The following is a 26,276-nucleotide window of genomic DNA, read 5'->3' on the forward strand; positions in this document are numbered from 1 at the left end:
TTACTCCTTCAGACCCGAGCTTCGGTGCAGCATCCAGTCCACCACGAAGTTCACCGCGACCGTCAGCAGGGCAATGGCGCCCGCGGCCAGCAGCGGCGCGGCGGCGATCTGCGGCGCGAAACCCGCGTAGTTGATGAAGGCCGACAGGTCCTTCACCATCGTTCCCCAGTCGGCCAGCGGCGGCTGGATGCCGAGGCCAAGGAACGACAGCGCGGAAATCGTCAGGAAGACAAAGCAGAACCGCAGGCCGAACTCCGCCAGAAGCGGCGCGGTGGCGTTGGGCAGGATCTCTCTGAAGATGAGGTACAGCAGGCCCTCGCCGCGCAGCTTGGCCGCCTCGATATAGTCCATGACGACGATGTTCATCCCCACGGCGCGCGCCAGACGGAACACCCGCGTCGAATCGATCACCGCGATGATGAGGATCATGGCCATCGTCAGCCCGGTTCCAGACACCCACGCGCTCGCCACCGTGATGAGCAGGAGCGAGAAGATCAGCGACGGAATCGCCATCAGCACGTCGACGCCCCGGCTCAGCACCTGGTCCATCCAGCCCTGCAGCGTCGCGGCAAGGAAGCCCAGCGTACCGCCCAGCAGGAAGGCCAGGACCGTCGTGGCAAAGGCGATGCCCACCGTGTTCTGCGCACCGTAGATCAGGCGGGACAGGATATCGCGGCCGATCTGGTCGGTGCCCAGCGGGAAATCCGGGTTGCCGCCCACCGCCGGATTGCCGCCCGGCACGATGTTGGCCTGGCCAAAGACCTGCTCCTGCCCGTGCGGCGCCAGAACCCCGGCAAAGATCGCGAGGAAAGCGTAGATCAGGATCACGAGAATGCCGAAGGCCGCGGTCAGCGGCATATGCTGGAACATCTTCCGCGTGCCGGCTGTTCCCACGTGCCGCCCGACCAGCCGGAAGAGGAAGGCCCCGGCGGCCGCGATGCCCACCCCCTGCACCGTCCAGCGGAAATAGAGGACAGAGGCGACGGGCGCCCCCGCTTCATTCGCCTTGGGCTGGAAGTACAGCCAGATGCCCCCGATGATCACCGCGACACCCAGCGCGTAACCGAAGGCCACGGCATAGTTCATGTCGCGGAAGTAGGGTTTGTTGCCGGTCGCCTTCTGCCCGACGAAGCGGAAAAGCCAGCCGGCCGCCGCCACGAGGGCAAGCGCGATGAGGACCTTGATCCAGATGCTCATTTCGGGTGCCTCAGACGGGGGTTGGTCAGGATCGACATGATGTCCGCCGTCAGGTTCAGCAGGATGTAGGCCCCGGCGAAGATCAGGCAGCAGGCCTGCACCACCGGGATGTCACGGATCTTCACGCTGTCGACGAACAGCTGGCCGATGCCCGGGTAGACGAACACCACCTCGACCACCACCACGCCGGTGATGAGATAGGCGAGGTTCAGGGCGATGACGTTGATGATCGGTGCCAGCGCGTTGGGCAGCGCATGGCGGACGATCACCCGCATCGGCTTGATCCCCTTCAGGCGCGCCATCTCGATATACGGAGAGGCCAGCAGGTTGATGATCGCTGCCCGCGTCATGCGCATCATCTGCGCCGTCACCACCAGAGTCAGCGTCAGCGCCGGCAGCAGCGTCTTTTCCAGCCGTTCGCCAAAGCTCATGCCTTCGTAGATGTTCGACAGGCTCGGCAGGACCGGGTTCAGCACCGCGAGGAACAGGATCAGCAGGTAAGCGAGGAAGAATTCCGGCGAGGAGACGGAGGTCAGCGACACGATGTTCGCCGTCTTGTCGAAGACGGAGTTCCGGTAGAGCGCGGCCAGCACGCCCAGCGTCACCGCGAAGGGCACGGCAATCGCCGCCGTCACTCCCGCAAGGAACATGGTGTTGGCAAAGCGCGGCGCGATCTGTGCCGCCACCGTGGTCCGCACGCCGCTGTCCGTTCCCACGAAGGAGGAGAAGTTCGCCTGCGCGAAGGAATTGCCCAGATCGCCCCTCAGCGCGTCGAACAGCCATTCGAAGTACCGCACCACCGGGGACTGGTCGAGCCCGAGATCCCGCCGGATCGCCTCGACCGCTTCCGGGGTGGCGCCCTGACCGAGGATGGCCTGGGCAAAGTCGCCGGGCAGCATGTTGACCGCCGCGAAGATCACGATGGAGACGATGAACAGAGTCAGGATGCCAAGGGCCAGACGCTGCAGGATGATGGTTAGGACCGGATTCACGTTCCCTGCGGTTCTTTTTTTATTGACTGTGGAGTCAACATTAACTGCCGCTCATTGTATGTAAACCCTCTTGGCGGGATATTTCGTCCATTGCTCTGACCAATTCCGCACTGATGCCCGGTTCCGACAGCGCATGTCCGGCATTGCGCACCATCCTGAGGTCCGCCTCGGGCCAGGCCTGCGCCAGCTCCCATGCCCGGCGCGGCGGGCAGATCATGTCGTAACGGCCCTGCACGATCACCCCGGGCGTGCCCTTCAGCCGGTCGATGTTGGCCAGGATCCAGCCGTCATGCTCGAGGAAGCCGTCGTTGGCGAAATAGTGGTTCTCCAGCCGGGCGAAGGCGCGGGCGTAGTGCCCCGGCGACTCGCCCCCGTTGCCGTTGGAATAGACCGTGGCCAGCGCGTTCTCCCACGCGCACCAGGCCTGCGCGTGCCGCGTCTCGGTCGGCAGGTCGCCGCAGAACAGCCGCTTGGCATAGGCGCCGATCATGTCGCCGCGCTCTTCCTCGGGGATCAGGTGCGTGAACCGCGCCCAGGGTTCCGGCCAGAACTGCCCGGCGCCGCCGCCGTAGAACCATTCCAGCTCCGCCTTGGTCATCATGAAGACGCCGCGCAAAATCAGGTGGCTGACCCGGTCCGGATGGGTGATGCCGTAAACCAGCGCCAGCGTCGCGCCCCAGCTTCCACCGAACACCGCCCAGCGGTCGATGCCCAGCGTCTCGCGGATCATCTCGATGTCGGCCACCAGGTGCCAGGTCGTGTTGTTCACCACGCTGGCGTGCGGCTTCGACCGGCCGCAGCCGCGCTGGTCGAACAGCACCACGCGGTAAACCTGCGGGTCGAAGTAGCGCCGCATCGCCGGGCTGCAGCCGCCGCCCGGGCCACCGTGCAACACCACCACCGGCAACCCGTCGGGGTTGCCACACTGCTCGACATAGATCTGATGCCCGTCACCCGTATCGAGCGTACGCTGATCGAACGGGTCAACCGGAGGATATAGATACTGCGCTGCGCGCTTTTGGCCCGGGATTTTGTCCATGTCCTACCTATATTGGCCAAGCATAGGGAAAGACCATGGGGAATGTCATGACGACAACCGTCGACGCATCCGAGATCGCCAAATTCGAGGCAATGGCCGCCGAGTGGTGGGATCCGAACGGCAAGTTCAAGCCTCTGCACATGATGAACCCGGTGCGGCTCGACTACATCACCAACCAGATCGCCGGGGAATTCGACCGCCGGCTCGGCACCGGAAAACCCTTCGCGGGCCTGCGCATCCTCGACATCGGCTGCGGCGGCGGCCTCCTCTGCGAACCCATGGCCCGCCTCGGCGCCGAGGTCGTGGGCGTCGACGCCGCCCCCCGCAACATTCCCGTGGCCGAGGCGCACGCCGCACAGTCCGGCCTCGACATCGACTACCGCCACACCACTGCCGAAGACCTCGCCGAGGCGGGCGAGCGATTCGACGTCGTGCTGAACATGGAAGTGGTCGAACACGTGGCCGATCCGCTGGCCTACCTGACCGCCTGCCGCCGCCTGCTGAAACCCGGCGGCCTGCACCTCTGCTCGACCATCAACCGCAACCCGAAAAGCTTCGCCATGGCCATCGTCGGCGCGGAATACGTGATGCGCTGGCTGCCGAAGGGCACCCACGAATGGTCGAAGTTCATCACTCCGGACGAGCTTTACGACCTCATGCGCCGCGCCGGGCTCGAGCCGGTGGACCGCAAGGGCTACGTGTTCAACCCGGTCTCCTGGCGCTGGTCGATCTCCGACCGCGACCTCTCCGTCAACTACGTGACCGCCGCGCTCGCCCCCGCGTCCTGAACCGCATCCGGCCCCACCCTTCATCTTGGCGGAAAATACCTCGGGGGGGCCGCTCCGCAGGAGCGGCGGGGGCAGCGCCCCCTGTTCCGCACGGCCGCGGGCGCTACCCCTCCAGCTTGCCGCGCAACTCCCGCAACACCGGGATCGCGGCGCGCACCTTCTCGTCGCCAAGGTCGGTCATCACCTCGTCGATCAGCGGCGTGATCGCCGCCAGCGCCGCATCGCGGGCCGAACGCCCCGCGGGCGAGATCGACACCATCTTGCGCCGCGCGTCGTCCCAGTCGGGCCGGATGTGCACGTAACCTGCGATCTCCAGCTTCGACAGCGTGTTGGTCATGGCACCCCGCGTCACGTGAAACGACCGGGCCAGCTGCGCCGGGCTCTTCTCGCCGCCGCGCGCAAGCTGGTTCAGCACCGAGAAATGCGAGATCTCCATCCGGTTCGGCAGCACCTTGGTCAGCCGCGCCCGCAACAGCTGGTCCGCGACCAGCAACTCGCTGAACAGCGAGATGGCAAGCGCGCTGCCGTCGCTCATGTCTTCGGACCCGTGAATGCGCGGTCGTGGGTCAGGGCGGGCACCTTGCGCCGCGCCTCGGCCACTTCCGACAGGTCGATGTCGACCACGTGGACCCCGGGCTTCGTCCCGGCGTCGAGGATCACCTCGCCCCAGGGCGAGACCACCAGCGAATGGCCCCAGGTCTTTCGTGCCCGGCCATGGCGCGCCGGATGTGTGCCGCACTGCGCCGGGGCGAGGACGAAACAGCCGGTCTCGATCGCCCGCGCCTGCAACAGCGGCATCCAGTGCGCGGGCCCCGTCCCGGGCGAAAAGGCCGCCGGCACGGTCAGGATCTCCGCGCCCGCCTGCGCCAGTGCGCGGTAGAGGTAGGCAAACCGCAGGTCGTAGCAGACCGTCAGGCCGATGACACCGACATCGGTCCGCGCGACCACCGCCTGCAACCCCGGCACGTAGCCCGACGATTCCCTGTAGGTCTCCGTCTCCGACACCTGCACGTCGAACATGTGCATCTTGTCGTAGCGCGCCACGATGCCGCCCGAGGGATCGATCAGGAACGACCGGTTGACGAAGCGGTCCTCCGGCGGCTCGGCCTTCAGCGCCAGCGACCCCGCCAGCACCCAGAGGCCGCTCGCCGCCGCCTGCGCGCACAGCCCGGCCAGCACCCTGTCGTCACCCTCCTGCCGCAGGACCTCCGTCTGGTGCGCGCGGTCCATCGAGACGCAGTTGCACACCTCCGGCGTCAGCGCGATCTCCGCGCCGTCGGCCTTCGCCTCCTTCAGCATCCTGCGCATGGTGGCGAGGTTGTCCCCCGGATCGTCCGAGGAGGTCATCTGCAGCAGGGCAACCCGCATCAGCCCGCCAGCAACGGGTCGAGCTTGCCCTCCCGCTCCAGCGCCGCAAGGTCGTCGTAGCCGCCGACGTGGGTCTCGCCGATGAAGATCTGCGGCACGGTGTGGCGGCCGTGGGCGCGGTCCATCATCTCCGACCGGCGCGCGGGTTCGCGCATGACATCGATCTCGTGGAACGTGACCCCCTTGGAGGTCAGGAGCTTTTTGGCCGCGTGGCAGTAGCCGCAGATCGGGGTGGAATAGATTTCGACGTTTTGCATGGTGCGTTTCCTTTCGGTCCATGGACCTTTGACGGAAACTTAGGGGTCTTTGGCGACGCGCGCCAGAACGGAGACGCATACCTCCTGTGCGCCCGCAGACAGACAGGCCTCGGCCGAGGCGGCGAGCGTCGCGCCCGTGGTCATCACGTCGTCCACCAGCAGCACCCGCCGGCCCGCCATCAGCCCTTCGCGCCCGGCGCGGGCGGCGATCCGGCCCGACAGCACCTCGAATCGCTGGGCGCGCGTCTTGCCGTCCAGCAGAGGCGTCGCCTGCCGCCGCATCAGCGCGTCGGGGCACCAGTCGATCCCCAGCCGGCGCGCCAGGGCCCGGGCCAGCAGCGCCGACTGGTTGTAGCGCCGCGAAAGGTGGCGGTGCAGGTGCAGCGGCACGGGCACCGCCAGCGTGTCCGGCGTCACCATGTCGCGGCTGACCCGGGCCATCCACGCCGCCGCGGGTGCCGCGATGTCCTGCCGGTCGCCATGCTTCAGCGCCAGCACCAGCCGCCGCCCCACGTCCGCATAGACCAGCGCCGCCCGGCCCTTCACCCACGGACGCGCAACCGTCAGGCAGTCGTCGCAATGCTCTACTGTCCCGGATTCCCCCGGCAGCGGCACACCGCAGAGGTCGCATGTCAGCCCGGTGATGAACCGCATCTCGCGCCAGCAGGCCCCGCAAAGGCCGAAGTCCGTCTCCACCAGCCCGCCGCAGGACAGGCAGCGCGGCGGATAAACAAGCTGCAGGAGGGTTTGCATCCGCGCGGTCCAGAAATTATCTGCTTTCATATGGACACCCCTCCCCGCCTGACCGACCGGGCCGCCCTGACCCGCAACCGCCGCCGCGCCGACAAGGGCGCGCTGTTCCTGCACGACATCGCGCGGGACGAGGCGGAGGATCGGCTGGCCATGGTTAACAGGACGTTTACCGCCCCCGCCGTGGTGACACCCTTTCCCGACGTCTGGCGGCAGACCTTTCCGGAGGCGCGCCTTGTCGAGGATACGGAGATCCTCGACCTCACCCCCGGCGCCCATGACCTCGTGATCCACGCGCTCTGCCTGCACTGGGCCGACGATCCGGTGGGCCAGCTCATCCAGGTGCGCCACGCGCTGAGACCCGATGGCCTGGCGCTGGTGCTCGCCTTCGGCGGCCAGACGCTGCACGAATTGCGCGCCGCTCTTGGCCAGGCCGAGGCCGAAGTGACCGGCGGCCTCTCGCCCCGCGTCCTGCCCATGGCCGAGATCCGCGATCTGGGCGCCCTGATGCAGCGTGCCGGTCTGGCCCTGCCGGTGGCCGACAGCGCGCCGCTCGACGTGAGCTACCGCAATGCGCTGCACCTGATGCAGGAACTCCGCGCAATGGGTGAGGGCAACGCGCTCGACGCGCGGATCAGGCGCTTCACCCGCCGCCGCGTCCTCATGCGCGCCGCCGAGATCTACGCCGATAGCTACCCGGCAAAGGACGGCCGCGTCCGCGCCACCTTCGAGATCCTGACACTGACCGGCTGGGCGCCCGACGCCAGCCAGCCGCAGCCCCTCCGCCCCGGCAGCGCGGCAAAGCGTCTGGCCGACGCCCTGGGCACGCAGGAAACGCCGTTGAAAGATTGACCTGCCAGCATGACGCGATACCTAGCTGGCGAAACATTCCAAAAAGGGGACATAACCGATGCTGGATGGCACGACGACCGGGACGCGGCCCGCGCACGCCCCCTCTGACCACCCGAAGGTCGCAACCGGGAAGGTGGGCGTCCTGCTCGCCAACCTCGGCACGCCGGACGGCCACGATTACTGGTCCATGCGGCGCTACCTGAACGAGTTCCTGTCGGACCGCCGCGTGATCGACTACGCGCCGTGGAAATGGCAGCCGCTCCTGCAACTGGTGATCCTGTCCAAGCGGCCCTTCACCTCTGGCGCCGCCTACCGCTCCATCTGGAACAACGAGGCGAACGAGTCGCCGCTGATGACGATCACCAAGGCGAAGACCGCCAAGATCGCCGCCCGCATGGCCGAAGAATACGGCGACCAGGTGGAGGTCGCCTTCTGCATGCGCTACGGCAACCCCTCGACCCAGTCGAAGGTCCGCGAGCTGGTGGAAAAGGGCTGCCGCAAGATCCTGTTCTTCCCGCTTTACCCACAATACGCGGGTGCCACCTCCGGCACCGCGAACGACCAGTTCTTCCGCGCGCTCATGGCCGAGAAATGGCAGCCCACCGCGCGGATCGTCGACCCCTATTTCGAGCATCCGAAATACGTGGAGGCGCTGGCCCAGTCGGTCGAACGCGCCTATGCCGCGGCCGAGCAGAAGCCCGAGCTTCTGATCTGTTCCTATCACGGCCTGCCGCAGCGCTACCTTATGGAAGGCGACCCCTATCACTGCCAGTGCCAGAAGACGACGCGCCTGCTGAAAGAGCGGCTCGGATGGGACGATTCGCAGATCAAGACCACGTTCCAGAGCCAGTTCGGCCCCGAGGACTGGCTGCGTCCCTACACCGTCGAAGAGGTCGCCCGGCTGGCGAAGGAAGACGGCGTGAAGCGCATCGCCATCTGCGCCCCGGCCTTCTCGGCGGACTGCATCGAAACGCTGGAAGAGATCAACGAGGAGATCAAGGAGAGCTTCGAACACGCCGGCGGCGAGAGCTTCACCTACATCCCCTGCCTGAACGACGACGACGCCCACATCGAGGCGCTCAGCACGGTGATCGGCGAAAACCTGTCAGGCTGGGTCCGCTGAAAAAGAAGGCAGGTCTTGGGGCAGACGCCCCCGGACCCGCCACACCTTGACCCGGAAATGAAAAAGGCGGTGCCGTTGCACCGCCTTTTCTATTCTCAAAGCCCGCACGGTTGCGGGTGCTTCTGACGATTAGTCAGCAGCAGCAGCCGCAACGATTGCGATCAGCAGCAGCGGGATCAGCAGAGCTGCGGAAGAAGAAGACGCCTGGGTCTCTTCAACAACAACAACCGGCTCGACTTCCATGACAACGTCGTCCTTAGCGTAGGAACCGGCCATTGCGGAAGTTGCAGCAGCTGCAAATGCGGCGGCGAGTGCGAGTTTCTTCATGTTATCCTCCAGATATTCGCCTGCCGCGGCCATAGTGGTCCGTACGACAGGCACCCAAGACTTACCTCGTGACTCGTTCTAAGCAGCATTTCGAAGGCTTTGCAATTGCTTCTTAACGCGCGAAATTCGCCGCTCGCCCGAGTGTCGTCAAATTAGCAACACCTGAGTGCCCACGGACGCCATCTCGTACAGGGCCTCGATATGCTCGTTGTAAAGACCGATGCAGCCGTTCGAGGAGCGGCGGCCGATCTTGCGCGTGTCGTGGGTGCCGTGGATGCGGTAATACTGCCAGCTCAGGTGCATCGCGCGGGTGCCCAGCGGGTTGTCCGGGCCGGGGCCGACATAGTCCGGCCACTCCGGGTTGCGGATCTTCATCGCCGGGGTCGGGCGCCAGTCCGGGTTCGGGTCCTTCAGCGTGATCGAGGTACGGCCGCGGCGCGTCAGGTCCTCGGTCAGCGGAACCGAGCACGGGTACAGGTGATACTGCCCGCTTTCCTGCCAGTAGTGCAGCGCGCGCGAGGAAATATCGACCAGAATCGCACCTTTCGAAAGGTTCGAGAAGTACGGCTGCCAGTTCAGCGTCCGGAAGCTGGAGATGTTGCGGCGCACCGAGGAATTCAGTTCGCGCTCGATCTCCGTCGTGCCTGCTCCGTTCACCTGTGCCAGTGCCGGTGTCGCAAGGGTAGCGGCTGTCGCGGCAAGAAATGCACGGCGGCCAATGGTAAAGCGTGGCGTGTCAGCCATGATTCAAGCTCCTGATCAGGGGATGTCCTGCCTGTGGGTATAATATGGCCTGAATGCCTCAGTCGCAATTCAAAGGCTTGTCATCACGCAGCTTCACGCCGATGTGCGTTTGATCCGCAACGCACGGCGCGGTAAGGCAGTCGAAACGCCTTAAATGCGAGAGCAGTCCCTATGAACCGTCGCGCCTTCCTGATCCTGTCCTCCTTCGCAGCGCTTGCAGCCTGCACCACGTCGCCTGCACCGACCGGTGGCGGAGGGGTCGGACCGGACGGCAGACCCCTGCCCCGCGTCTACCGGATCGGACCCGGCCAGCGCGGCCAGATCGAATACCGGATGCTCGATGCGGTGAACGCGCTGCGCCAGGCCTCCGGCGCCCCGGCCCTGACGCTCGACAACAAGCTGCAGGCCGCCGCCGCCACCCATGCCCGCGACATGTCGGTCCAGAACCGCCCGTGGCACTTCGGCTCCGACGGCTCCTCGCCGATCGACCGGGTGCAGCGCGTGGGCTACACCGGCCGCCTCGTGGGCGAAGCGATCTCGGAAACCTACGAGACCGAGCTGGAAACCCTTTCGGCCTGGATGGAAGAGACGCCGACCCGCAACGTCATCCTCGATTCCTCCGCGACGGAGATGGGCTTTGCCTGGTATCAGGAAAACAACGGCAAGATCTGGTGGTGCCTGGTGACCGGCGCGTCCGGCATGGCCTCGACGCCCGGTCTGCAGACCTGAGGTTTCGCCGCGAAACCTCCAACCTTTACAAAAGGTTAACGCGCGCCGGACCCCGAAGGTCCGGCGCGTTTTCGTTCAGGGATTGATCTGGATCGGCGTGCCGTCCTGCACCATGGCGTAGATGTCGCGCATCTGCTTGTCGGTCACGGCGATGCACCCGGCGGTCCAGTCGCGCGGACTGCCCTTGCGATAGCTCGGCCCCTGCCCGTGGATGAAGATGTCGCCGCCCGGGCTCTTGCCCAGTTCCTGCGCGGTCATCCGGTCCATCGGGTTGGGATAGCTGATGCCGATCGACAGGTAGAACTTGCTGTTCGGATTGCGGCGGTCGATGAAATAATTGCCTTCCGGCGTCTTGCCGTCGCCCTCGATGAACTTGTGCCCCTGCGGCGCAAAGCCCAGACCCACGTCGTAGGACTTCAGCACCTTGTCATGGTGCAACAGGTGAAGCCGACGCTCGCCCTTGTTGACCACGACCTGGGTCACTTCCGGCCCGCGGTACGTGTAGAACTTGCTGGAACACGCCGAGGCGCCCAGTACGGCCAGCAGAAGAAGGCCGAGTTTCAGAAATCGCATTGTTCACTGCCCCTGAACATTTTTTGCGACCATACACCAATTATCCACGGCTGGACATCTCACGATTTCGCCAGCGTGAACTGCGAAACCAGCTCTACGTGGGTCGACCAGCGGAACTGATCCACCACCCGCACCCAGTCGAGGCTGTATCCCGCCGAGATCAGCCGTGCCGCGTCCCGGGCGTAGCTGACCGGGTTGCAGGACACGTAAGCGATTCGCGGCACAAGGGCGTTTGCCAGCTCTGCCACCTGGGCTTCGGCCCCGGCGCGGGGCGGGTCGATCACCACCCCGTCGAAGCGCGCGAGTTCGTCCGGCAGAAGCGGGTTGCGGAACAGGTCGCGCGCCTCGTGCGTGACGTGGCGCAGCCCCTTGCCCTGCCGCCAGCCCTTGTCCAGTGCGCGCGCCATAGCGGCGTCGCCTTCCACGGCGTGGACCTTCCCGCGGGAGGCCAGCGGCAGCGCAAAGGTCCCGCAGCCCGCAAAAAGGTCTGCCATCTGGGAACAGCCCTCGAGCGCCTCTTCCACGCCCGCCAGCAGCGCGGCCTCGCCCTCTGCCGTGGCTTGCAGGAAGGCGCCCGGGGGCGGCACGACCTCCGCATCGCCGAAGCGGTGCGCGGGCGGATGCAGGGTCAGGACCTCGTCGTCCCAAGCCAGCCGCGCAAGGTTGTGCTTCTGCGCCATGCCCGCAAGCGTTACGCGGAAGGCGTCGTCCACTGCCTTGCCGCCGGTCACCACCACGTCCAGACCGCCCAGCGTCTCCGTCACCTGCACCGACAGCTCGCCCTTGCGGGAGGCGCCGGCGACCGCCAGTTCCTCCACCATCGGCAGGGCCGCCGCCAGCGCGGGGCGGACAAGCTGACAGTCCGGGACCGCGATCACCACGTCCGAGGCCTTGGCATGGAAACCGGCCAGTGCGCCCTTCTTGGTCCGCCGGGCCGAGAAACCCGCCCGCCGCCGCGACCGGGGCGGAGAAGTCACGATGGGCCGCATCTCCGTCTCGATCCCCTGCGCCGACAGGGCCCGCGCCACCACGTCAACCTTCCAGCCTTCGACGAAGGGATCGGCGGCGTGCTGCAACTGGCAGCCGCCGCAAGCCTTCGCATGGCGGCAGGGCGGCGAGACACGTTCCGGCACGGGGGTCACGATCCGCGGGGACAGCATGACGCCGCTGGTCACCGCGCCCTCGACCACCTCGCCGGGCAGCGCGCCGCGCACGTAGACCGGGCCCGCGGCGATCCCGTCGCCGTGGTGCCCGAGACGCTCCACCGTCACACGCATGTCTTCGGTCATGGAGACCCACCCCCTGCTTCGTCTTTGCACAATTGTCCTGAAACGGCGTCTTCCTTACGCCAGCGCTGCCGCCGGGGTAAAGGCCCCTACTCTGCCGCCTCGGCCCCGATGAAACCGCCGGACTGCCGCGCCCAGTAGCGCGCATAAAGCCCGTCCTGCGCCAGAAGCTGGTCGTGGGTGCCCTGTTCGACGATGCGGCCCTGGTCCATGACCACGATGCGGTCCATCTGGGCGATGGTCGACAGCCGGTGCGCGATGGCCAGCACGGTCTTGCCGCGCATGACCTCGTCCAGCGCCTGCTGGATCTCTGCCTCGACCTCGGAATCGAGCGCGGAGGTCGCCTCGTCCAGAACCAGCACCGGCGCGTCCTTCAGGATGGCGCGGGCCAGGGCGATCCGCTGGCGCTGGCCGCCAGAGAGCTTCACGCCCCGTTCGCCGAGCCGCGCGCCGTAGCCGGTGCGGCCCTTGAAGTCCTTCAGTTCGAGGATGAAATCGTGGGCGGAGGCGCGGCGCGCCGCCTCGAAGACTTCCTCGTCGGTGGCTTCCGGACGGCCGTAGCGGATGTTCTCCATGGCGGAGCGGTTGAACATCGAGGTGTCCTGACGAACCACGGCGATGGCGTCGCGCAGGGCGATCTGGGTCAGGTCGCGGATGTCGGTGCCGCCCAGCAGGATTCGACCCTGTTCCACGTCATGCAGCCTGAGAAGCAGCGACACGGCGGTGGATTTCCCGGCACCGGAGGCACCGACCAGCGCGATCTTCTCGCCCTCGGCGATGGTCAGGTCGAAGTTGTCGAGCGCGGCGCTTTCGCCGCCATAGGCAAAGCCCACGTGGTCGAAGCGCAACGGTCCGTGCGGCGCGATGCGTTTGGCGCCGGGGCGGTCGGTGATCCCGTGCGAGGGAGTGAGCGTGCCGATGCCGTCCTCGATCTCTCCGACCTGGGTGAAGATGGTGATCGCCACGCGGCCCAGCCGGTTGGTCAGCATCGACAGGCGCGTGGTGATGAGCGCGGTCATGGCGATGTCCCCCGCCGAGGCGGTGCCGACACTGTAGAGGTAGAGCGCACCGAGGATCGACGCGACGGGCAGGATGCCGCCGAGCGTCATCAGAACCATGCGGAAGACGGCGGACAGTTCGCCGAATTCCAGCGAGCGCTGGCGCAGGGTTTCGAGCGCATCCTGCGTGGCGCGGTCCTCGTCGTGGTCGCGGGCGAACAGCTTGACGGTCGAGATGTTCGACAGCGTGTCGACGATCTGCCCGGTGACCTGCGTGCGCGCCCCGGCCCGGCTGGCAGAGCGGCGCTGCACGCGGGGGATGAAGTACCTCAGCGTCGCGGCATAGAGCACGGCCCAGACCACAAAGACGGTCAGCAGCCGCCAGTCGACGGACCCCAGCAGGATGAAGGAGCCGAGGAACATGGCGAGGGAGAAGACGATGACGTCGGAGACCTCGATCACGAGGTCGGTCAGCGCGCGGGCGACCTGCAGCGCCTTCTGGCTGATGCGCCCGGCAAAGTCGTTCTCGAAGAAGGCCATGGAGTGGCCCAATGTGTAACGATTCAACCTGAACAGCACGAGTGGGAAGAGGTTCGGCCCCAGCAGCACACCCGAGACGGCCGCGTCGAAGACGAAGAGGATCGGGCGCAGGATCATGAAGAACGCGACGCCGAAGAGGATGAGCGGCCAGTAGGTGTCCCAGAAGGCGCCCGCCCCCGCCGCGCCCGCGCTGTCGATCACCCAGCCGGTGAAGCGGGCGGCCACCAGTTCGGAGGCGCCCGCCAGGAAGGTGACGAAGAAGGTCAGGCCGATGGCGCGTTCGGTGCCGCGCAGGGCCCAGCGCGCAAAGGCCCACATCCCGCGCGGCGGCGGGCCCTCAGCCGCGGCGAAGGTGTCGATCTCCGGCAGCAGGCGTCGGATCATTCGGCGGCCTCCTGCGTGCCGCTGCCGATGAACCCGCCGGACTGGCGTTCCCAGAAGCGGGCGTAGAGGCCGTTCTGCTCCAGCAGCTCGTCGTGGCTGCCCTGCTCTGCAATGCGACCCTGATCCAGCACGATGATACGGTCCATGCTGGAGATCGTGGACAGGCGGTGGGCGATGGCCATGACGGTCTTGCCCTCCATCACACGGTCCAGCGCCTCCTGGATGGAGGCTTCGACCTCGGAATCGAGGGCCGACGTCGCCTCGTCGAGGATGAGGATCGGCGCGTCCTTCAGGATGGCGCGGGCCAGAGCGATGCGCTGCCGCTGGCCGCCCGAAAGCTTCACGCCGCGCTCGCCCAGGAAGGCGCCGTAGCCCTGCCGTCCCTTGTGGTCGCGCAGCGCGAGGATGAACTCATGCGCCTCGGCCTTCTCGGCGGCGGCGATGACCTCTTCCTCCGTCGCGTCGGGGCGGCCGTATCGGATGTTGTCCAGAGCCGTGCGGTTGAACATGGCGGTTTCCTGCGTGACCATGCCGATCTGGCGGCGCAGGCTTTGCTGCGTGACCTTCGCGACGTTCTGGCCGTCGATCAGGACGGCACCTTCCTCGGTGTCGTAAAGACGCAGGATCAGCGACATCAGGGTCGATTTCCCCGCACCGGAGGCCCCGACGATGCCGACCTTCTCGCCCGGGGCGATGGTGATGTCGACATCCTGAACGCCGCCCTCGCGCCGCCCGTAGGCAAAGCTGACGTGGTCGAAATGCACCTCGCCCTGTGAGACGTGCAGCGGCATGGCGTCGGGCGTGTCCTCGATCCGCTGGGCGGGGGCGAGGGTGCGCATGCCGTCCTCCACCTCGCCGATGTGCGACGAGATCACCATGAGGGTGTAGCTGATCCAGCCCGTCATCTGGCTGAGCCGGATCGACAGCGCGCCCACGGCGGCCACGTCACCCGGCGTCACGCCGTTGCCCATCAGCGCGACCGACAGGCCGACCAGCAGCACCGGCAGGAACCCGGCGATGAAGATCAGACCGAGGCGGAAGAAGGTCTGCGCCTCACCGAACCGTAGCCAGGTCTGGCGCAGCGATTCCATGGAGTTCAGCGCCTTGCCGTCCTCGTGGCTGTCCCCGGCGAACAGCTTTACCGTCTTGATGTTGGTGATCGAGTCGACGACCTGCCCGGTGACCATGGAGCGTGCCTCGGCGCGCGCGGCGGCGCGCCCGCGGACGACCGGCAGCATGACCTTCAGGAACAGCGCGTAGGCCACGAACCAGCCCGCCAGCGCGGCGACCATCCAAAGGCTGATGCCGCCGACGAGGAAGCCGGTGGAGATCACGGTCGACAGGCCGAAAGTCACGGCGTTCACCGTCTCCACCACGATTTCCGTCATGGAGTTGGCGACCTGGTTCTTCTTCTGCGCCAGCCGGCCGGCAAAGTCGTTGTCAAAGTAGGTGACGGACTGGCCCAGCGTCCAGCGGAAGGTGCGCGCCATGACCTGAACGAAGATGTTCGGGCCGATCATCACCGACTGGGTTAGCGCCAGCCCGCCGAACAGCAGCGGACGCGCCACGAGGAAGACCGCGACGCAGGCCAGCGCCAGCCCGAGGTGCAGCGACAGGAACTGGTCGGGCGGCGTGGTCGACACCGCGTCCACCACGGAACCGAGCAGCTTCATCGACACCACCTCGATGATGCCGGCGAGGACAGAGACCATCACGCCAAGCCAGATCACCCGCCAGCCACCGGCCAGCGTCCAGCCCATGAAGGCGCGCAGCGTCGTCGGCGGCGCGTCCCCGACCGGGGCGTCGGGGGTGATCTGGTTGCCGGCGCGGTGGATGAAGTTGGTGAACGCGCGTTGCATCACTCTGCTGCCTTTTCGTCGGTATCGAGATCGAGGAACCCGCCGCTTTGCCGGGCCCAGAAGGAGGCATATAGACCGCCCCCCGCCAAAAGCGCGTCATGGGTGCCGTCCTCGACGATGTGACCGTCTTCGATCACGAGGATTCGATCCATTCGCGCGATGGTGGACAGGCGGTGCGCGATGGCGATCACCGTCTTGCCCTCCATCATGCCGTAGAGCGTGTCCTGAATGGCCGCCTCAACCTCGGAATCGAGGGCGGAGGTCGCCTCGTCCAGGATCAGGATCGGCGCGTCCTTCAGGATCACTCGGGCGAGGGTCACCCGCTGGCGCTGGCCGCCGGACAGCTTCACGCCGCGCTCGCCCACATGGGCGTCATAGCCGGTCAGACCGTTCGGGTCCTGCAGGTCGAGGATGAAGTCATGCGCCTGCGCCTGCTTTGCCGCGGCGATCACCTCCTCTTCGGTCGCGTCGGGGCGGCCGTAAAGGATGTTGTCGCGGACGGAGCGGTGCAACAGGCTCGAATCCTGCTGAACCATGCCGATGTTGAGCCGGAGGCTGTCCTGCGTGACCTGAGAGATGTCCTGCCCGTCGATGCGGATCGTGCCGCTCTCGGCGTCGTAGAACCGCAGCAGCAGCTTCACCAGCGTCGACTTGCCCGCGCCGGAGCGCCCGACAAGACCGACCTTCTCCCCCGGACGGATCGTCAGGGAAATCCGGTCGAGCCCGCCTGCCCCGCGGCCGTAATGGTGCGACAGTTCCTGCACCTCGATCCGGCCTTCGGTCAGCTGCAGCGGCTTGGCGCCCGGCGCATCGGTCAGGTCGATGGGCTGGGCTATGGTTTCCATCCCTTCCGCCACGACGCCGAGCTGGCGGAAGAGCGTGGTCAGCGCCCACATGATCCAGCCGGTCATGGCGTTCAGCCGGAGGGTCAGCGCGGTCGCAGCCGCCACCGCGCCCGCGGTGGCCGAGCCCTGCATCCAGAGCGCCACGGCCCAGCCGACGACACCGACGATCAAAAGGCCGTTCAGCACCACGAGGGACACATCCATGATGGTATAGAGACGCATTTCGCGCTGAAACGTCTCGCGCGTGGTGTCGATGGCTTCCTTGGCATAGGCCAGTTCGCGGTCGTGATGGGCGAACATCTTGACGGAGTGGATGTTGGTGTAGGCGTCCACCACCCGGCCCGTGACAAGGCTGCGCGCGTCGGAGGCGGCCTTGGACGCGGGGCCGACCCGGTGGATCGTCCAGCGCATCAGCAGGGCGTACAGCCCCAGCCACAGCACCAGCGGCACCATCAGGCGCGGGTCGCTGTCGCCCAGCAGGACCATGGCGCCGATGACGTACGCCATCGAGAAGGACACGGCATCGAACACCTGGAAGACGACTTCGCCCGCGGCGGGCGGGGTCTGCATGATCCGGTTGGAGATGCGCCCGGCAAAGTCGTTCTCGAACCAGCCGACGGACTGGCGCAGGACATGCGCGTGCGACCGCCAGCGGATCAGCGTGCCGAAGTTGGGCATGATGCCGTTGTTCAGCACCAGCACGTCCAGCATCTGCAGCGCGGGCCGGACGAAGAGGATGAACAGCGCCAGAAGGATCAGCGTGGTGCCGTGTTCGGCCCAGACCTGCGCGGGATCGCCGGACAGCACGTCGACCACCCATCCCATCACCCAGATCAGCGCGATCTCGACAAAGGCAGTCAGGCAGGAGAGCAGCGTCGCCCAGACGAAAATGCGTTTGAACGGCTGGGCATAATCCCAGAGGAACGGCCAGAGGCGGGTCGGCGGGCGGTCGGTTTGCGGGTAGTCGCAGTACGGATCGACAAGGTTTTCAAAGAAGCGGAACATTCGGAGGCGCCTTTGTTCGTGGCGTTAAACGGGCATGATGAAACAGCGTGGGGGCCGGAGGCAGACCCACGCGCGCAGGGTCACTCAGGCAAAGCTGGGTAGGGACCGTGCAATTTCCATCAAGCAGCCTCCGATAGGGTTCGAAGGTCTCTTAGCCCAGATGAATGCTGTTGTCACGCATTTCTGGAGCGGTCGAGAAGAGTAGCCTTGTCGAGCGTGAAACCGGAGGCGATCCAGTCGGATTCGAGCTGCCGGAGCGCCTCGCCAAGGGCGGGTCCCTGGTAGCGGTCCTTGAGGTCCTTGGCGGCGACCGGGAACCGGGCTTTCGCGGCCTTCTCGATGGAGCTCAGGGCGGAGGTGTCGAGCGGTGCGCCAAAGGTCACGGCCCGCAGGACAAGCACGTCGCGCGCCATGTCTGCGCCATGGCGATAGGCAACCTCGGGCAGGGGCATAGGGTCGGATATCAGGGTCTGATACTGCTCAAGACGCTTCTTCTGGGCTTTGGAGAACCGCAGCGCCCCGCCGTCGAAAACGCCAATGGCCGCCAGTCGGCGCAGTGGGTCCGGCGGCAGGTTCAGCGTGGATTCGTGTTCGAGAAGCGGGCCGAGAGGGGTCTCGCTGGCGCCGGGAAGGGCGGTGTTCAGGACGCCGGTGCGCGCCATGACGGCGACCGCGGCGAAAGGGTCGGGGGCGGCGAAGAGCTTCAGCAATTCCTGCCCGACACGTTCGCGCGACAGGTGTTGCAGACCGTCGAGATTGGCGGCAATGGCGGCCAGTGCATCGGCGTCCATCCCGGTCTGCGGGTCGCCGTACCAGGCATAGAAACGGAAGAATCGCAGGATGCGGAGGTAGTCCTCGCGAATCCGCCGGTCGGCGTCCTCGATGAAGCGCAGGTGCCGCGCCGCGATGTCGGGCAGGCCGCCGAGCGGATCGGTGATCTGCCCGTGCCGGTCGGCGTAGAGCGCGTTCATGGTGAAGTCGCGGCGCACCGCATCCTCGGCCACGTCATCGGCGAAACGGACCACGGCGCGGCGGCCATCCGTCTCTACATCGGCGCGAAAGGTGGTGACTTCGAAACCCGTGCCGTTGGCGACGACCGTCACGGTGCCATGGTCGATGCCGGTGGGAACGGCCCTGAGGCCCGCCGCCTTCGCCAGCTCGATCACCCGTTCGGGACGCGCGTCGGTGGAGATGTCGACGTCCGCGACGGGTTCGCCGAGCAGCGCGTTGCGGACACAGCCCCCCACGGCATAGGCGCGATGACCGCCATCCTCCAGCATCTTCAGCACGGCCTGCGCGCCCGGCGCGGTCAGCCAATCGCCGGTGACGCGGGTCACGCCTGCACCCGCTCCGCCAGGCCGCGCAGCATCCGCGCGGTGGCGCCCCAGATGTAATAGGGACCGTAAGGTGCGGTGTAATAGAGACGTCTTTCCCCCCGCCAGCGCCGCCATTGCACGCTGTAGCGGGCCGGGTCGGTGATGTGGTCGAAGGGGACATAGAACGCCTCTTCGACCTCGCCGGGTTCCGGCACCAGCGTGAAGGGCGCGCGGATCAGTGCCAGCACCGGCGTCACGAGGAAGCCGGTCACCGTTTCATGCGCGGGCAGGGTGCCCAGCACCTCCACGTTGGAGGGGTCGAGGCCAACCTCTTCATGCGCTTCCCGCAGCGCGGCGGCGACCTCGTCCGCGTCGCCCGGATCGACCTTGCCACCGGGAAAGGCGATCTGGCCGGGGTGGTGTTTCAACCGGCTGGAGCGCTTGGTCAGCAGCAGTTGCAGCCCCTGCGGCGTGGCGAGGAAGGCCGCCAGCACGCCCGCGGGGCGCAGCTTGCGCTCCGGAGGCAGCGCGATTCTGGGGTTCAGGTCGAAATCCGACGACTGCCCGGCCGGGACGCCCAGCGCCCGGCGCAGGGCATCGGCCTGATCACGCGTTGTCATCCGCCTCGAACCCCACCGTCTTCGGGTCGAGCTTGTAATGCGCCCCGCAGAACTGGCAGTCGGCGGTCACGAGCCCATCGTCCGTGGTCATCCGCGAGATGTCCTTCGCGGAGTAGATCGACAGAGACTGGCGCACGCGGTCTTCCGAACAGGTGCAGCCGAACCGCACCGGCTGGCTGTCGTAGACGCGCGGCCGCTCTTCGTGGAACAGGCGCACCAGCAGGTCGGTCGGCGGCACGGAGGGGCCGATCAGCTCGAACTCTTCCAGAGTCTGGAGGTGGGCGTTGACCCGGTTCCAGTTCTCCTGCTCGTCGCCCGACACGAGGTCGTCAGCCTGCAACAGGCCTTCTTCGCCGGACCCGCCGTCCTGCGCCGCGAAGGGCGACGCCTTCGGCATGTGCTGCAGCATGAGGCCGCCGGCGCGCCAATGCTCTTCCTGCCCCGGCTCCTTCGAGCGGCCGAAGGTCAGCGCGAAGGTCGTCGGCAACTGTTCCGACTGGGCGAAGTAGGCGGCGGCGCAATCCGACAGGCTGTTGCCCGCGACCGGGGTGATGCCCTGGTACGGCTGCATGCCCTCGCCCTGGTCGATCAGGATCGCGAAGTAGCCTGCGCCAAGCTGCTGGAACGGCGTCGCATCGGTGATGCGGTCGCGGTCGAAGCTGGCGTAGGCCCGGATGCGCGCCGGGTGGCCTTCCTTGTCGGGGCCGTAGTAGTCCGTTGCGATCATCCGCACCGGGCCGTTTGTCTGAACCTGGAGCGACAGCTTCCAGCGCAGCTTGATGGTCTGGCCGATCAGCGCGGTCAGCAGCGCCATCTCGGCCACCAGGGCCTCGACCGGGGCGGGATAGTCGTGCTGCTTCAGCACGCCCGACAGAACGCCGTCGAGACGCGCCACGCGGCCACGCATGTCGCTGCGATCAAGCTGAAAGGGAAGGACGGTATCGTCCCAGGCGATCTTGTCACCGAAGCTCATGAATAGGTCCTTGGGGGTTTTCCTGGCTGCCTGTGGCTGGCAATAGGCGGTCATATAGGGACTTCATGTCCGGAACGCAAAGGGGCAGGGATCATGCGCAGATACGGGGACAGTCCGAAGGCCGGGCAAAGCTACACCTTCCGCCCCGGCGTTTACGTCATCCTGCCGCGCGCCGGGAAACTGCTTCTGACGCACCAGTCGTCCCCTTACCCGGAATTCCAGCTGCCCGGCGGCGGTGTCGATCCGGGGGAGCATCCGCTGACCGCGCTGCACCGCGAGGTCTTCGAAGAGACGGGGTGGCGAATCGCGGACGCGCGGCGGCTGGGCGCGTTCCGGCGATTCACCTGGATGCCGGAGTACGAGATCTGGGCCGAGAAGCTGTGCGTCATCTACACCGCACGGCCGGTCTTTGCGTTGGGCGATCCGACGGAACCGGGACACACCGCGCATTGGGTGCCGACCGATGTGGCGGCGCAGGTTCTGGGCAATCCCGGGGAGCGGGACCTGGTGACGCGACACATCCTGTAGGTGGTCCTACAGCACGTCGAATTCCAGAAGCGCGGCAGAAACGTCGTCGCCCAGCTTGTCCGAATTCTCCATCTCGCTGGTGAGGCGCCAGAACATGTCCTCCATCAGGTCGGGGCCGGAGCCGTTGGCGGCGCTTTCGCGGAACAGCCGCGCGAGCCCGTCCTCCCCCAGCATGGTGCCGTCTTTCATCACCGCCTCGGTGAAACCGTCGGAGTAGAGCAGGAGCATGTCGCCGCTGGCCATTCGGAACCTGTGCTGGTCGTAGCTGACGTCTTCGACGAGACCGATGGGCAGGCCGCCGTCGCCGATCCATTCGATTTGCCCGTCGGCGCGCAGGAGCAGCGCGGGGGAATGGCCCGCCTGAACGAGTCGCATGTGTCCGGTGCGCAGGTCGGCGGCGACATAGGCCAGCGTCAGGTATTCCTCCACCCCCGGATCGGCGGCGAGGCGCTGGTTCAGCAGGCGCGCGGTTTCCGCCGGTTCGCGCATGGCAAAGCGGTTGCCGGGCATGGCGCGCAAGGCAAGGTTCTGTTCGGGAAAGGTACTTGAGAGATAGCCCGCCACCCGCGCCGTCACCATCGCAGAGGTGATGCCATGGCCGGAAACGTCGATGCTGTAGAGGCCAAGCCGGTCGCCGCCGGGACGGAACATACCCACGAGGTCGCCGCCGACATGGCCGCAGGGATGCAGCAGCAGGCTGACGCGGGAGGTGGCGATTTCGGCGACCCGTTCGGGGACAAGGGACTGCTGGATCGTGCGCGCCTGCCTGAGGTCGTTGTCGATCGCCTTGTGGATCTCGCGCAGTTCCTCCAGCGCTGCGGAGAGGTGCTGGTTCTTGACCGACAGCTCCCGCTGCATGGCCAGCAACCGTTCGCCTGCGTTGATTCGCGCCCTGAGCTCGTGGTTGTCCACCGGCTTCGTCAGGAAGTCGTCGGCGCCGGCGTCGAGGCCCTGCGCCACATCGCCCTTCTCGCTTTTCGAGGTCAGGAGGATGAAGTAGCCGTATGTCTCCCGGTCGAGCGCGCGGAACCTGCGGCACAGTTCCAGCCCGTCCATGCCGGGCATCATCCAGTCGGACAGCACGAGGTCGGGCGGCGTTTCGGCGCAGATGCGCAGCGCCTCCGGGCCGGAGGTGGCGGTCAGCACCTCGAACCCCCACCGCGCGAGAACGAGGCCGACGATCTTCAGCTGAAGCTGACTGTCGTCAACGACCAGAACGCGCCGGATCGATCCCGTCAGGACGGGCGATTTGAGAAATTCTTCGGCGTGCAAGGCGCTTCCTTCGGCTGCGTTCCGTCCCCCGGGAACCCCTGCTAGCGGCATTTTCTTAACGGTGCCTCAAACATCGAATTCGCAGCAACTTCTGTCGTCGCTAAAGGTCGCGTTCACGGTCTTGTCCTATTCCGGAGCGTCAGAGAAGGAGGCGACAGATGATCGACTGGACGCGCGTGAACGAACTCGTCGACGAGATCGGGACCGAGGATTTCGGCGAGGTGGTGGAGCTTTTCCTGATGGAGGTGGACCACGCCATCGGTCTGCTGGCGAACGGCGCCGGTAATCCCGTCGTGGTCGAGGAGCAGCTGCATTTCCTGAAGGGCGCGGCGCTGAACCTCGGGTTCGAGACGATGGCTCAGCTTTGTCTCAAGGGGGAAAAGGCCGCCGCCGCCGGACGCCCCGACGTAGTGTCCGCCGAAGAGGTGCAAGCGGTCTACGTCACCTCCCGCGCGCAGTTCGAACGCGATCTGCCGAAACGGCTGGCCGCCTGACCCGTCTCAGATCAGGAACTGCGCCAGGATCTCGTCGTCGGTGATGTCCTTGTAGTTGAAACCGTTTGCGTCGAGCTGGCCGAACAGCCGGTCGAAGCTTTCAGGCGCATTCGTCTCGATCCCGATCAGGACGGAGCCGAAGTTGCGCGCGGACTTCTTGAGGTATTCGAAACGCGCGATGTCGTCTTCCGGTCCGAGCAAGTTGAGGAAATCCTTCAACGCGCCGGGGCGCTGGGGCAGGCGCAGGATGAAGTACTTCTTGATGCCGGAGTAACGCTGGGCACGTTCCTTCACTTCGGGCAGGCGCTCGAAATCGAAGTTGCCGCCGGAGGTGACGCAGACCACCGTCCGCCCGCTGATCCCCTGGCCCAGGTCCTTCAGCGCATCGACGGACAGCGCGCCCGCCGGTTCAAGGACGACCCCTTCCACGTTCAGCATTTCCAGCATCGTGGTACAGAGGCGGTCCTCGGCGATGGTCAGGGAGTTGGCGAGCCCGACGCCCTTCAGCCGGGCAAAGCTGCGTTCGCCGATCTTCGCCACGGCGGCGCCATCTGCGAAGGTGTCGACCTTCGGCAGCGCCACCGGACGGCCGGCCTGCAGCGCCGCGCGCAGACAGGCGCCGCCGGCGGGCTCGACAAAGGTGTACTGCGTGTCGGTGCCGAAATAGGACAGGATGCCCGCCGCCAGGCCGCCGCCGCCCACCGGGATCACGATGTGATCGGGGGCGCGGCCAAGTTGGGCTTCGATCTCGGCCGCGACGGAGGCCTGCCCCTCGATCACGTCGTCGTCGTCGAAGGGCGACAGGAAATGCCCGCCGGTATCGCGGCAGAAGGCCTGCGCGGCGTGAAGGCAGTCATCGAAATAGTCACCGATCAGGCGGATCTCCACATGGTCGCCGCCGAACATGCGGGTCTTCTGGATCTTCTGCTGCGGCGTCGTCACCGGCATGAAGATCACGCCCCGCACCCCGAAATGGCGGCACATGTAGGCGACACCCTGCGCGTGGTTGCCCGCAGAGGCGGCAACATACAGCTCCACCTCCGGGCGCTTGCGCATGGCGTTCAGCGCGCCGCGCAGCTTGTAGGAGCGCACGGGCGACAGGTCCTCGCGCTTCAGCAGCACCTCGGCGCCGAAGCGTTCGGACAGGTGATCGTTGCGCAGAAGCGGCGTCGCGGGGAAGACCTCGCGCATGGCCGTCTCGGCGGCGCGGGCAATATCCTGGAACTCGGTCATGGTCCCGTGCTGGCACCGGCTGCGGCGCTTGGCAAGTGGGATCAGCGCCGCAGGACCCCTGCGTGGAAGATCGCCGTGACGGCGGTGGTGTGGATCAGCACCTGCACCCAGAAGGTGACGAGCACGAACACCGCGTCGAGCGCGCTGGCTGCGGCACCCTCGACCGGGATCATCAGCTGGATGCCCACGGACATGACGAAGAGCGCCACGGCCAGCCCGAAGAGAGGCGCGGCCTGCTTGCCCGTGGCGGCCCATGCCTCGTGCAGGCGCATCACGCGGTCCACGGCGATGCCGGGCAGCACCGGGCTGAGCCGCAGGAAGACCCAGAACACCATGAACCATACGATGTTTATCAGGAAGGCATGCACCAGCGGCCCGGGGCGCAGCAGCATGTCGAGGAAGATCAGGATCAGCACACCGGCGAACAGCAGGCCGAAGATCAGCCGGAACAGCCGCCAGCCGTAGCGCGTGAAGACGTCGATGGGGCGGTCGGTGGCCAGTGGATGCTGCGGTTCCGCCAGAAGCAGGAAGCGGTGCCAGCGCACGGCGAACCACGCGACGCACAGGCTGAAGACGATGAGCATGCCGGCGGCCGCGGCGATGGCCAGGAACACGCTGTCGCCCATGCCCTGCGCGTAACCGAGGTAGTTGTACCAGACCACAAGCCCCGCCACGACCGGGACAACCGACAGCCGCAGACCCTGGAAGATGTGCCTGTTGATGAGGTGAACGGTCAGGACGATGAGCGAGACGAGGGGCAAGGGCGTGCTGTTCCGGAAAGAGGCGGATGGCCCAGAAGGAAGGCGCAGGGCGCACGGGTGTCAAGACCTGCAGCCCGGCCACGGCGGCCTGTCCTGCGGCCATGCGCCGGTGTCCACCTTGCCCATGCGGCAAAAACCCGTTACGCACCGCGCCAAATCTGCGATGAGGATCATCCACATGAACGCGCCCAAGAAAGTCGTGCTGGCCTACTCCGGCGGCCTCGACACTTCCATCATCCTGAAATGGCTGCAGACCGAATACGGCTGCGAGGTGGTGACCTTCACCGCCGATCTCGGCCAGGGCGAGGAGCTGGAACCGGCGCGAAAGAAGGCCGAGCTTCTGGGGATCAAGCCGGAAAACATCTACATCGAGGACGTCCGCGAGGAATTCGTGCGTGACTTCGTCTTCCCGATGTTCCGCGCCAACGCGGTGTATGAAGGTCTGTACCTGCTGGGCACCTCCATCGCGCGTCCGCTGATCTCCAAACGGCTGGTGGAGATCGCCGAGGAAACCGGCGCCGATGCCATCGCGCATGGCGCCACCGGCAAGGGCAACGACCAGGTGCGGTTCGAACTCTCTGCCGCCGCGCTGAACCCCGACATCAAGTGCATCGCGCCTTGGCGGGAGTGGAACCTGAACTCGCGCACCTCGCTTCTGGCGTTTGCCGAGGAGAACCAGATCCCGATCGCCAAGGACAAGCGGGGCGAGGCGCCGTTCAGCGTGGACGCGAACCTGCTGCACACCTCGTCGGAGGGCAAGGTGCTGGAGGACCCGGCCGAGAACGCGCCGGATTACGTCTACCAGCGCACGGTGAACCCGGAAGACGCGCCGGACACGCCGGAGGTCATCGAGATCACCTTTGAAAAGGGCGACGCGGTGGCGATCAACGGCGAGGCGATGAGCCCGGCGACGATCCTGACGCAGCTCAACGAATATGGCCGCAAGCATGGCGTGGGCCGTCTGGACTTCGTCGAGAACCGTTTCGTCGGCATGAAGTCCCGCGGCATCTACGAGACGCCCGGCGGCACGATCCTTCTGGAAGCGCACCGCGGCATCGAGCAGATCACGCTCGACAGCGGCGCGGGCCACCTGAAGGACAGCCTGATGCCGCGCTATGCGGAACTGATCTACAACGGCTTCTGGTTCTCGCCGGAGCGCGAGATGCTGCAGGCCGCCATCGACAAGAGCCAGGAACTGGTCTCGGGCACCGTGCGGCTGAAGCTTTACAAGGGGTCGGTGCGCACCGTGGGCCGCTGGTCGGAGGCGTCGCTCTACTCGGAAGCGCACGTGACCTTCGAGGACGACGCCGGTGCCTACGATCAGAAGGACGCGGCGGGCTTCATCCAGCTCAACGCCCTGCGCCTGCGTCTGCTCGCGGCGCGGAAGCGTCGTTTGGGCTGACGGCTACGTCCGCAACGTCAC

At 66.4% G+C, this 26,276-nt stretch carries 27 protein-coding genes; 7 read left to right on the forward strand and 20 right to left on the reverse strand.

Annotation, left to right across the window (positions count from 1 at the left end):
* From QNI11_RS21150 to pip, 3 genes are read right to left on the reverse strand one after another with little or no spacing between them, the layout of a single operon-like run.
* Complete coding sequence (locus QNI11_RS21150) at positions 1-1,197, reverse strand: ABC transporter permease (RefSeq protein ID WP_100928645.1); 1,197 nt, start codon at positions 1,195-1,197, stop codon at positions 1-3.
* A complete protein-coding gene (locus QNI11_RS21155) occupies positions 1,194-2,189 on the reverse strand; it encodes an ABC transporter permease (protein ID WP_100928646.1) in 996 nt (331 codons plus the stop codon). Before QNI11_RS21155 ends, QNI11_RS21150 begins: the two co-directional genes overlap by 4 nt.
* 40 nt (positions 2,190-2,229) lie before the next feature.
* Positions 2,230-3,228, reverse strand: coding sequence for a prolyl aminopeptidase (gene pip, locus QNI11_RS21160; protein ID WP_283981656.1), 999 nt, complete (start codon positions 3,226-3,228; stop codon positions 2,230-2,232).
* Positions 3,229-3,275: 47 nt separating this feature from the next.
* Between pip and ubiG the strand changes: the two genes are divergently transcribed.
* The gene (gene ubiG / locus QNI11_RS21165; RefSeq protein WP_283981657.1) at positions 3,276-4,016 is read left to right on the forward strand and encodes a bifunctional 2-polyprenyl-6-hydroxyphenol methylase/3-demethylubiquinol 3-O-methyltransferase UbiG; all 741 of its coding nucleotides are present in this window, start codon (positions 3,276-3,278) and stop codon (positions 4,014-4,016) included.
* Between the two features lie 103 nt (positions 4,017-4,119).
* On the opposite strand, the gene QNI11_RS21170 is transcribed toward ubiG, so the two are convergent.
* From QNI11_RS21170 to QNI11_RS21185, 4 genes are read right to left on the reverse strand one after another with little or no spacing between them, the layout of a single operon-like run.
* Positions 4,120-4,551 (reverse strand): MarR family winged helix-turn-helix transcriptional regulator, encoded by a 432-nt coding sequence (locus tag QNI11_RS21170; RefSeq protein ID WP_100928649.1) that lies wholly within the window; start codon positions 4,549-4,551, stop codon positions 4,120-4,122.
* Positions 4,548-5,384 (reverse strand): carbon-nitrogen hydrolase family protein, encoded by an 837-nt coding sequence (locus QNI11_RS21175; RefSeq protein ID WP_283981658.1) that lies wholly within the window; start codon positions 5,382-5,384, stop codon positions 4,548-4,550. Before QNI11_RS21175 ends, QNI11_RS21170 begins: the two co-directional genes overlap by 4 nt.
* Positions 5,384-5,641, reverse strand: coding sequence for a glutaredoxin 3 (gene grxC / locus QNI11_RS21180; RefSeq protein ID WP_100928651.1), 258 nt, complete (start codon positions 5,639-5,641; stop codon positions 5,384-5,386). The genes QNI11_RS21175 and grxC overlap by 1 nt, the downstream gene beginning before the upstream one ends.
* A 39-nt stretch (positions 5,642-5,680) precedes the next feature.
* A complete protein-coding gene (locus QNI11_RS21185) occupies positions 5,681-6,424 on the reverse strand; it encodes a ComF family protein (RefSeq protein WP_283981659.1) in 744 nt (247 codons plus the stop codon).
* On the opposite strand from QNI11_RS21185, the gene QNI11_RS21190 reads away from it, so the two are divergent.
* Positions 6,425-7,243 (forward strand): SAM-dependent methyltransferase, encoded by an 819-nt coding sequence (locus QNI11_RS21190; RefSeq protein ID WP_283981660.1) that lies wholly within the window; start codon positions 6,425-6,427, stop codon positions 7,241-7,243. It begins immediately after the preceding gene.
* 58 nt (positions 7,244-7,301) lie between these two features.
* A complete protein-coding gene (gene hemH / locus QNI11_RS21195; protein ID WP_100928654.1) occupies positions 7,302-8,366 on the forward strand; it encodes a ferrochelatase in 1,065 nt (354 codons plus the stop codon).
* Positions 8,367-8,495: 129 nt separating this feature from the next.
* Here hemH and QNI11_RS21200 read toward each other — a convergent pair whose 3' ends face one another.
* Positions 8,496-8,693: a hypothetical protein gene (locus tag QNI11_RS21200; RefSeq protein WP_040604523.1), complete on the reverse strand. Its 198-nt coding sequence runs from the start codon at positions 8,691-8,693 to the stop codon at positions 8,496-8,498.
* Positions 8,694-8,840: 147 nt separating this feature from the next.
* Complete coding sequence (locus QNI11_RS21205; RefSeq protein ID WP_100928655.1) at positions 8,841-9,437, reverse strand: L,D-transpeptidase; 597 nt, start codon at positions 9,435-9,437, stop codon at positions 8,841-8,843.
* Positions 9,438-9,608: 171 nt separating this feature from the next.
* On the opposite strand from QNI11_RS21205, the gene QNI11_RS21210 reads away from it, so the two are divergent.
* On the forward strand, positions 9,609-10,166 hold the full coding sequence (locus tag QNI11_RS21210; RefSeq protein ID WP_100928656.1) for a CAP domain-containing protein: 558 nt from the start codon (positions 9,609-9,611) through the stop codon (positions 10,164-10,166).
* A 75-nt stretch (positions 10,167-10,241) separates the two neighbouring features.
* Here the strand turns inward: QNI11_RS21210 and QNI11_RS21215 are convergent, their stop codons facing one another.
* The 8 genes from QNI11_RS21215 to QNI11_RS21250 all read right to left on the reverse strand — a co-directional run bounded on the left by QNI11_RS21215 (position 10,242) and on the right by QNI11_RS21250 (position 20,565).
* Complete coding sequence (locus QNI11_RS21215; RefSeq protein ID WP_283981661.1) at positions 10,242-10,739, reverse strand: murein L,D-transpeptidase family protein; 498 nt, start codon at positions 10,737-10,739, stop codon at positions 10,242-10,244.
* 59 nt (positions 10,740-10,798) lie between these two features.
* On the reverse strand, positions 10,799-12,028 hold the full coding sequence (locus tag QNI11_RS21220; RefSeq protein ID WP_283981662.1) for a class I SAM-dependent RNA methyltransferase: 1,230 nt from the start codon (positions 12,026-12,028) through the stop codon (positions 10,799-10,801).
* 86 nt (positions 12,029-12,114) lie between these two features.
* Positions 12,115-13,947 carry an ABC transporter ATP-binding protein gene (locus QNI11_RS21225; RefSeq protein WP_283981663.1) on the reverse strand — a complete coding sequence of 611 codons (1,833 nt, stop codon included), beginning with the start codon at positions 13,945-13,947 and terminating at the stop codon, positions 12,115-12,117.
* On the reverse strand, positions 13,944-15,806 hold the full coding sequence (locus QNI11_RS21230) for an ABC transporter ATP-binding protein (protein WP_283981665.1): 1,863 nt from the start codon (positions 15,804-15,806) through the stop codon (positions 13,944-13,946). The genes QNI11_RS21225 and QNI11_RS21230 overlap by 4 nt, the downstream gene beginning before the upstream one ends.
* On the reverse strand, positions 15,806-17,656 hold the full coding sequence (locus QNI11_RS21235; protein ID WP_283981666.1) for an ABC transporter ATP-binding protein: 1,851 nt from the start codon (positions 17,654-17,656) through the stop codon (positions 15,806-15,808). The genes QNI11_RS21230 and QNI11_RS21235 overlap by 1 nt, the downstream gene beginning before the upstream one ends.
* A gap of 173 nt (positions 17,657-17,829) precedes the next feature.
* The gene (locus tag QNI11_RS21240) at positions 17,830-18,993 is read right to left on the reverse strand and encodes a CCA tRNA nucleotidyltransferase (protein WP_283981667.1); all 1,164 of its coding nucleotides are present in this window, start codon (positions 18,991-18,993) and stop codon (positions 17,830-17,832) included.
* On the reverse strand, positions 18,990-19,592 hold the full coding sequence (locus QNI11_RS21245) for a CoA pyrophosphatase (protein ID WP_283981668.1): 603 nt from the start codon (positions 19,590-19,592) through the stop codon (positions 18,990-18,992). Before QNI11_RS21245 ends, QNI11_RS21240 begins: the two co-directional genes overlap by 4 nt.
* Positions 19,579-20,565 carry an Hsp33 family molecular chaperone HslO gene (locus QNI11_RS21250; protein WP_283981669.1) on the reverse strand — a complete coding sequence of 329 codons (987 nt, stop codon included), beginning with the start codon at positions 20,563-20,565 and terminating at the stop codon, positions 19,579-19,581. The genes QNI11_RS21245 and QNI11_RS21250 overlap by 14 nt, the downstream gene beginning before the upstream one ends.
* Before the next feature lie 90 nt (positions 20,566-20,655).
* Here QNI11_RS21250 and QNI11_RS21255 point away from each other — a divergent pair, with 90 nt between their 5' ends.
* The gene (locus QNI11_RS21255) at positions 20,656-21,093 is read left to right on the forward strand and encodes an NUDIX hydrolase (RefSeq protein WP_283983543.1); all 438 of its coding nucleotides are present in this window, start codon (positions 20,656-20,658) and stop codon (positions 21,091-21,093) included.
* A gap of 6 nt (positions 21,094-21,099) precedes the next feature.
* On the opposite strand, the gene QNI11_RS21260 is transcribed toward QNI11_RS21255, so the two are convergent.
* Entirely contained in the window at positions 21,100-22,365 is a 1,266-nt protein-coding gene (locus tag QNI11_RS21260; RefSeq protein ID WP_283981670.1) for a PP2C family protein-serine/threonine phosphatase, read from the reverse strand.
* 158 nt (positions 22,366-22,523) lie between these two features.
* Here QNI11_RS21260 and QNI11_RS21265 point away from each other — a divergent pair, with 158 nt between their 5' ends.
* Positions 22,524-22,859 (forward strand): Hpt domain-containing protein, encoded by a 336-nt coding sequence (locus QNI11_RS21265; protein WP_100928666.1) that lies wholly within the window; start codon positions 22,524-22,526, stop codon positions 22,857-22,859.
* Positions 22,860-22,865: 6 nt separating this feature from the next.
* Here the strand turns inward: QNI11_RS21265 and ilvA are convergent, their stop codons facing one another.
* A complete protein-coding gene (ilvA, locus tag QNI11_RS21270; protein ID WP_100928667.1) occupies positions 22,866-24,092 on the reverse strand; it encodes a threonine ammonia-lyase IlvA in 1,227 nt (408 codons plus the stop codon).
* Between the two features lie 41 nt (positions 24,093-24,133).
* A complete protein-coding gene (locus QNI11_RS21275) occupies positions 24,134-24,853 on the reverse strand; it encodes a hypothetical protein (protein ID WP_100928668.1) in 720 nt (239 codons plus the stop codon).
* A gap of 178 nt (positions 24,854-25,031) precedes the next feature.
* Here QNI11_RS21275 and QNI11_RS21280 point away from each other — a divergent pair, with 178 nt between their 5' ends.
* The gene (locus tag QNI11_RS21280; protein ID WP_100928669.1) at positions 25,032-26,255 is read left to right on the forward strand and encodes an argininosuccinate synthase; all 1,224 of its coding nucleotides are present in this window, start codon (positions 25,032-25,034) and stop codon (positions 26,253-26,255) included.
* The last annotated feature ends 21 nt before the right edge of the window (positions 26,256-26,276 follow it).

Origin of the sequence: Sagittula sp. MA-2, from assembly GCF_030126985.1 — a bacterium.
Taxonomy (GTDB): domain Bacteria; phylum Pseudomonadota; class Alphaproteobacteria; order Rhodobacterales; family Rhodobacteraceae; genus Sagittula.

Bases quoted from the DNA above. Each gene is read 5' to 3' on its own strand.
- QNI11_RS21150 (WP_100928645.1), bottom strand. From the start codon at position 1,197: ATGAGCATCTGGATCAAGGTCCTCATCGCGCTTGCCCTCGTGGCGGCG.
- pip (WP_283981656.1), bottom strand. From the start codon at position 3,228: ATGGACAAAATCCCGGGCCAAAAGCGCGCAGCGCAGTATCTATATCCT.
- ubiG (WP_283981657.1), top strand. From the start codon at position 3,276: ATGACGACAACCGTCGACGCATCCGAGATCGCCAAATTCGAGGCAATG.
- QNI11_RS21170 (WP_100928649.1), bottom strand. From the start codon at position 4,551: ATGAGCGACGGCAGCGCGCTTGCCATCTCGCTGTTCAGCGAGTTGCTG.
- QNI11_RS21175 (WP_283981658.1), bottom strand. From the start codon at position 5,384: ATGCGGGTTGCCCTGCTGCAGATGACCTCCTCGGACGATCCGGGGGAC.
- grxC (WP_100928651.1), bottom strand. From the start codon at position 5,641: ATGCAAAACGTCGAAATCTATTCCACCCCGATCTGCGGCTACTGCCAC.
- QNI11_RS21185 (WP_283981659.1), bottom strand. From the start codon at position 6,424: ATGAAAGCAGATAATTTCTGGACCGCGCGGATGCAAACCCTCCTGCAG.
- QNI11_RS21190 (WP_283981660.1), top strand. From the start codon at position 6,425: ATGGACACCCCTCCCCGCCTGACCGACCGGGCCGCCCTGACCCGCAAC.
- hemH (WP_100928654.1), top strand. From the start codon at position 7,302: ATGCTGGATGGCACGACGACCGGGACGCGGCCCGCGCACGCCCCCTCT.
- QNI11_RS21200 (WP_040604523.1), bottom strand. From the start codon at position 8,693: ATGAAGAAACTCGCACTCGCCGCCGCATTTGCAGCTGCTGCAACTTCC.
- QNI11_RS21205 (WP_100928655.1), bottom strand. From the start codon at position 9,437: ATGGCTGACACGCCACGCTTTACCATTGGCCGCCGTGCATTTCTTGCC.
- QNI11_RS21210 (WP_100928656.1), top strand. From the start codon at position 9,609: ATGAACCGTCGCGCCTTCCTGATCCTGTCCTCCTTCGCAGCGCTTGCA.
- QNI11_RS21215 (WP_283981661.1), bottom strand. From the start codon at position 10,739: ATGCGATTTCTGAAACTCGGCCTTCTTCTGCTGGCCGTACTGGGCGCC.
- QNI11_RS21220 (WP_283981662.1), bottom strand. From the start codon at position 12,028: ATGACCGAAGACATGCGTGTGACGGTGGAGCGTCTCGGGCACCACGGC.
- QNI11_RS21225 (WP_283981663.1), bottom strand. From the start codon at position 13,947: ATGATCCGACGCCTGCTGCCGGAGATCGACACCTTCGCCGCGGCTGAG.
- QNI11_RS21230 (WP_283981665.1), bottom strand. From the start codon at position 15,806: ATGCAACGCGCGTTCACCAACTTCATCCACCGCGCCGGCAACCAGATC.
- QNI11_RS21235 (WP_283981666.1), bottom strand. From the start codon at position 17,656: ATGTTCCGCTTCTTTGAAAACCTTGTCGATCCGTACTGCGACTACCCG.
- QNI11_RS21245 (WP_283981668.1), bottom strand. From the start codon at position 19,592: ATGACAACGCGTGATCAGGCCGATGCCCTGCGCCGGGCGCTGGGCGTC.
- QNI11_RS21250 (WP_283981669.1), bottom strand. From the start codon at position 20,565: ATGAGCTTCGGTGACAAGATCGCCTGGGACGATACCGTCCTTCCCTTT.
- QNI11_RS21265 (WP_100928666.1), top strand. From the start codon at position 22,524: ATGATCGACTGGACGCGCGTGAACGAACTCGTCGACGAGATCGGGACC.
- ilvA (WP_100928667.1), bottom strand. From the start codon at position 24,092: ATGACCGAGTTCCAGGATATTGCCCGCGCCGCCGAGACGGCCATGCGC.
- QNI11_RS21280 (WP_100928669.1), top strand. From the start codon at position 25,032: ATGAACGCGCCCAAGAAAGTCGTGCTGGCCTACTCCGGCGGCCTCGAC.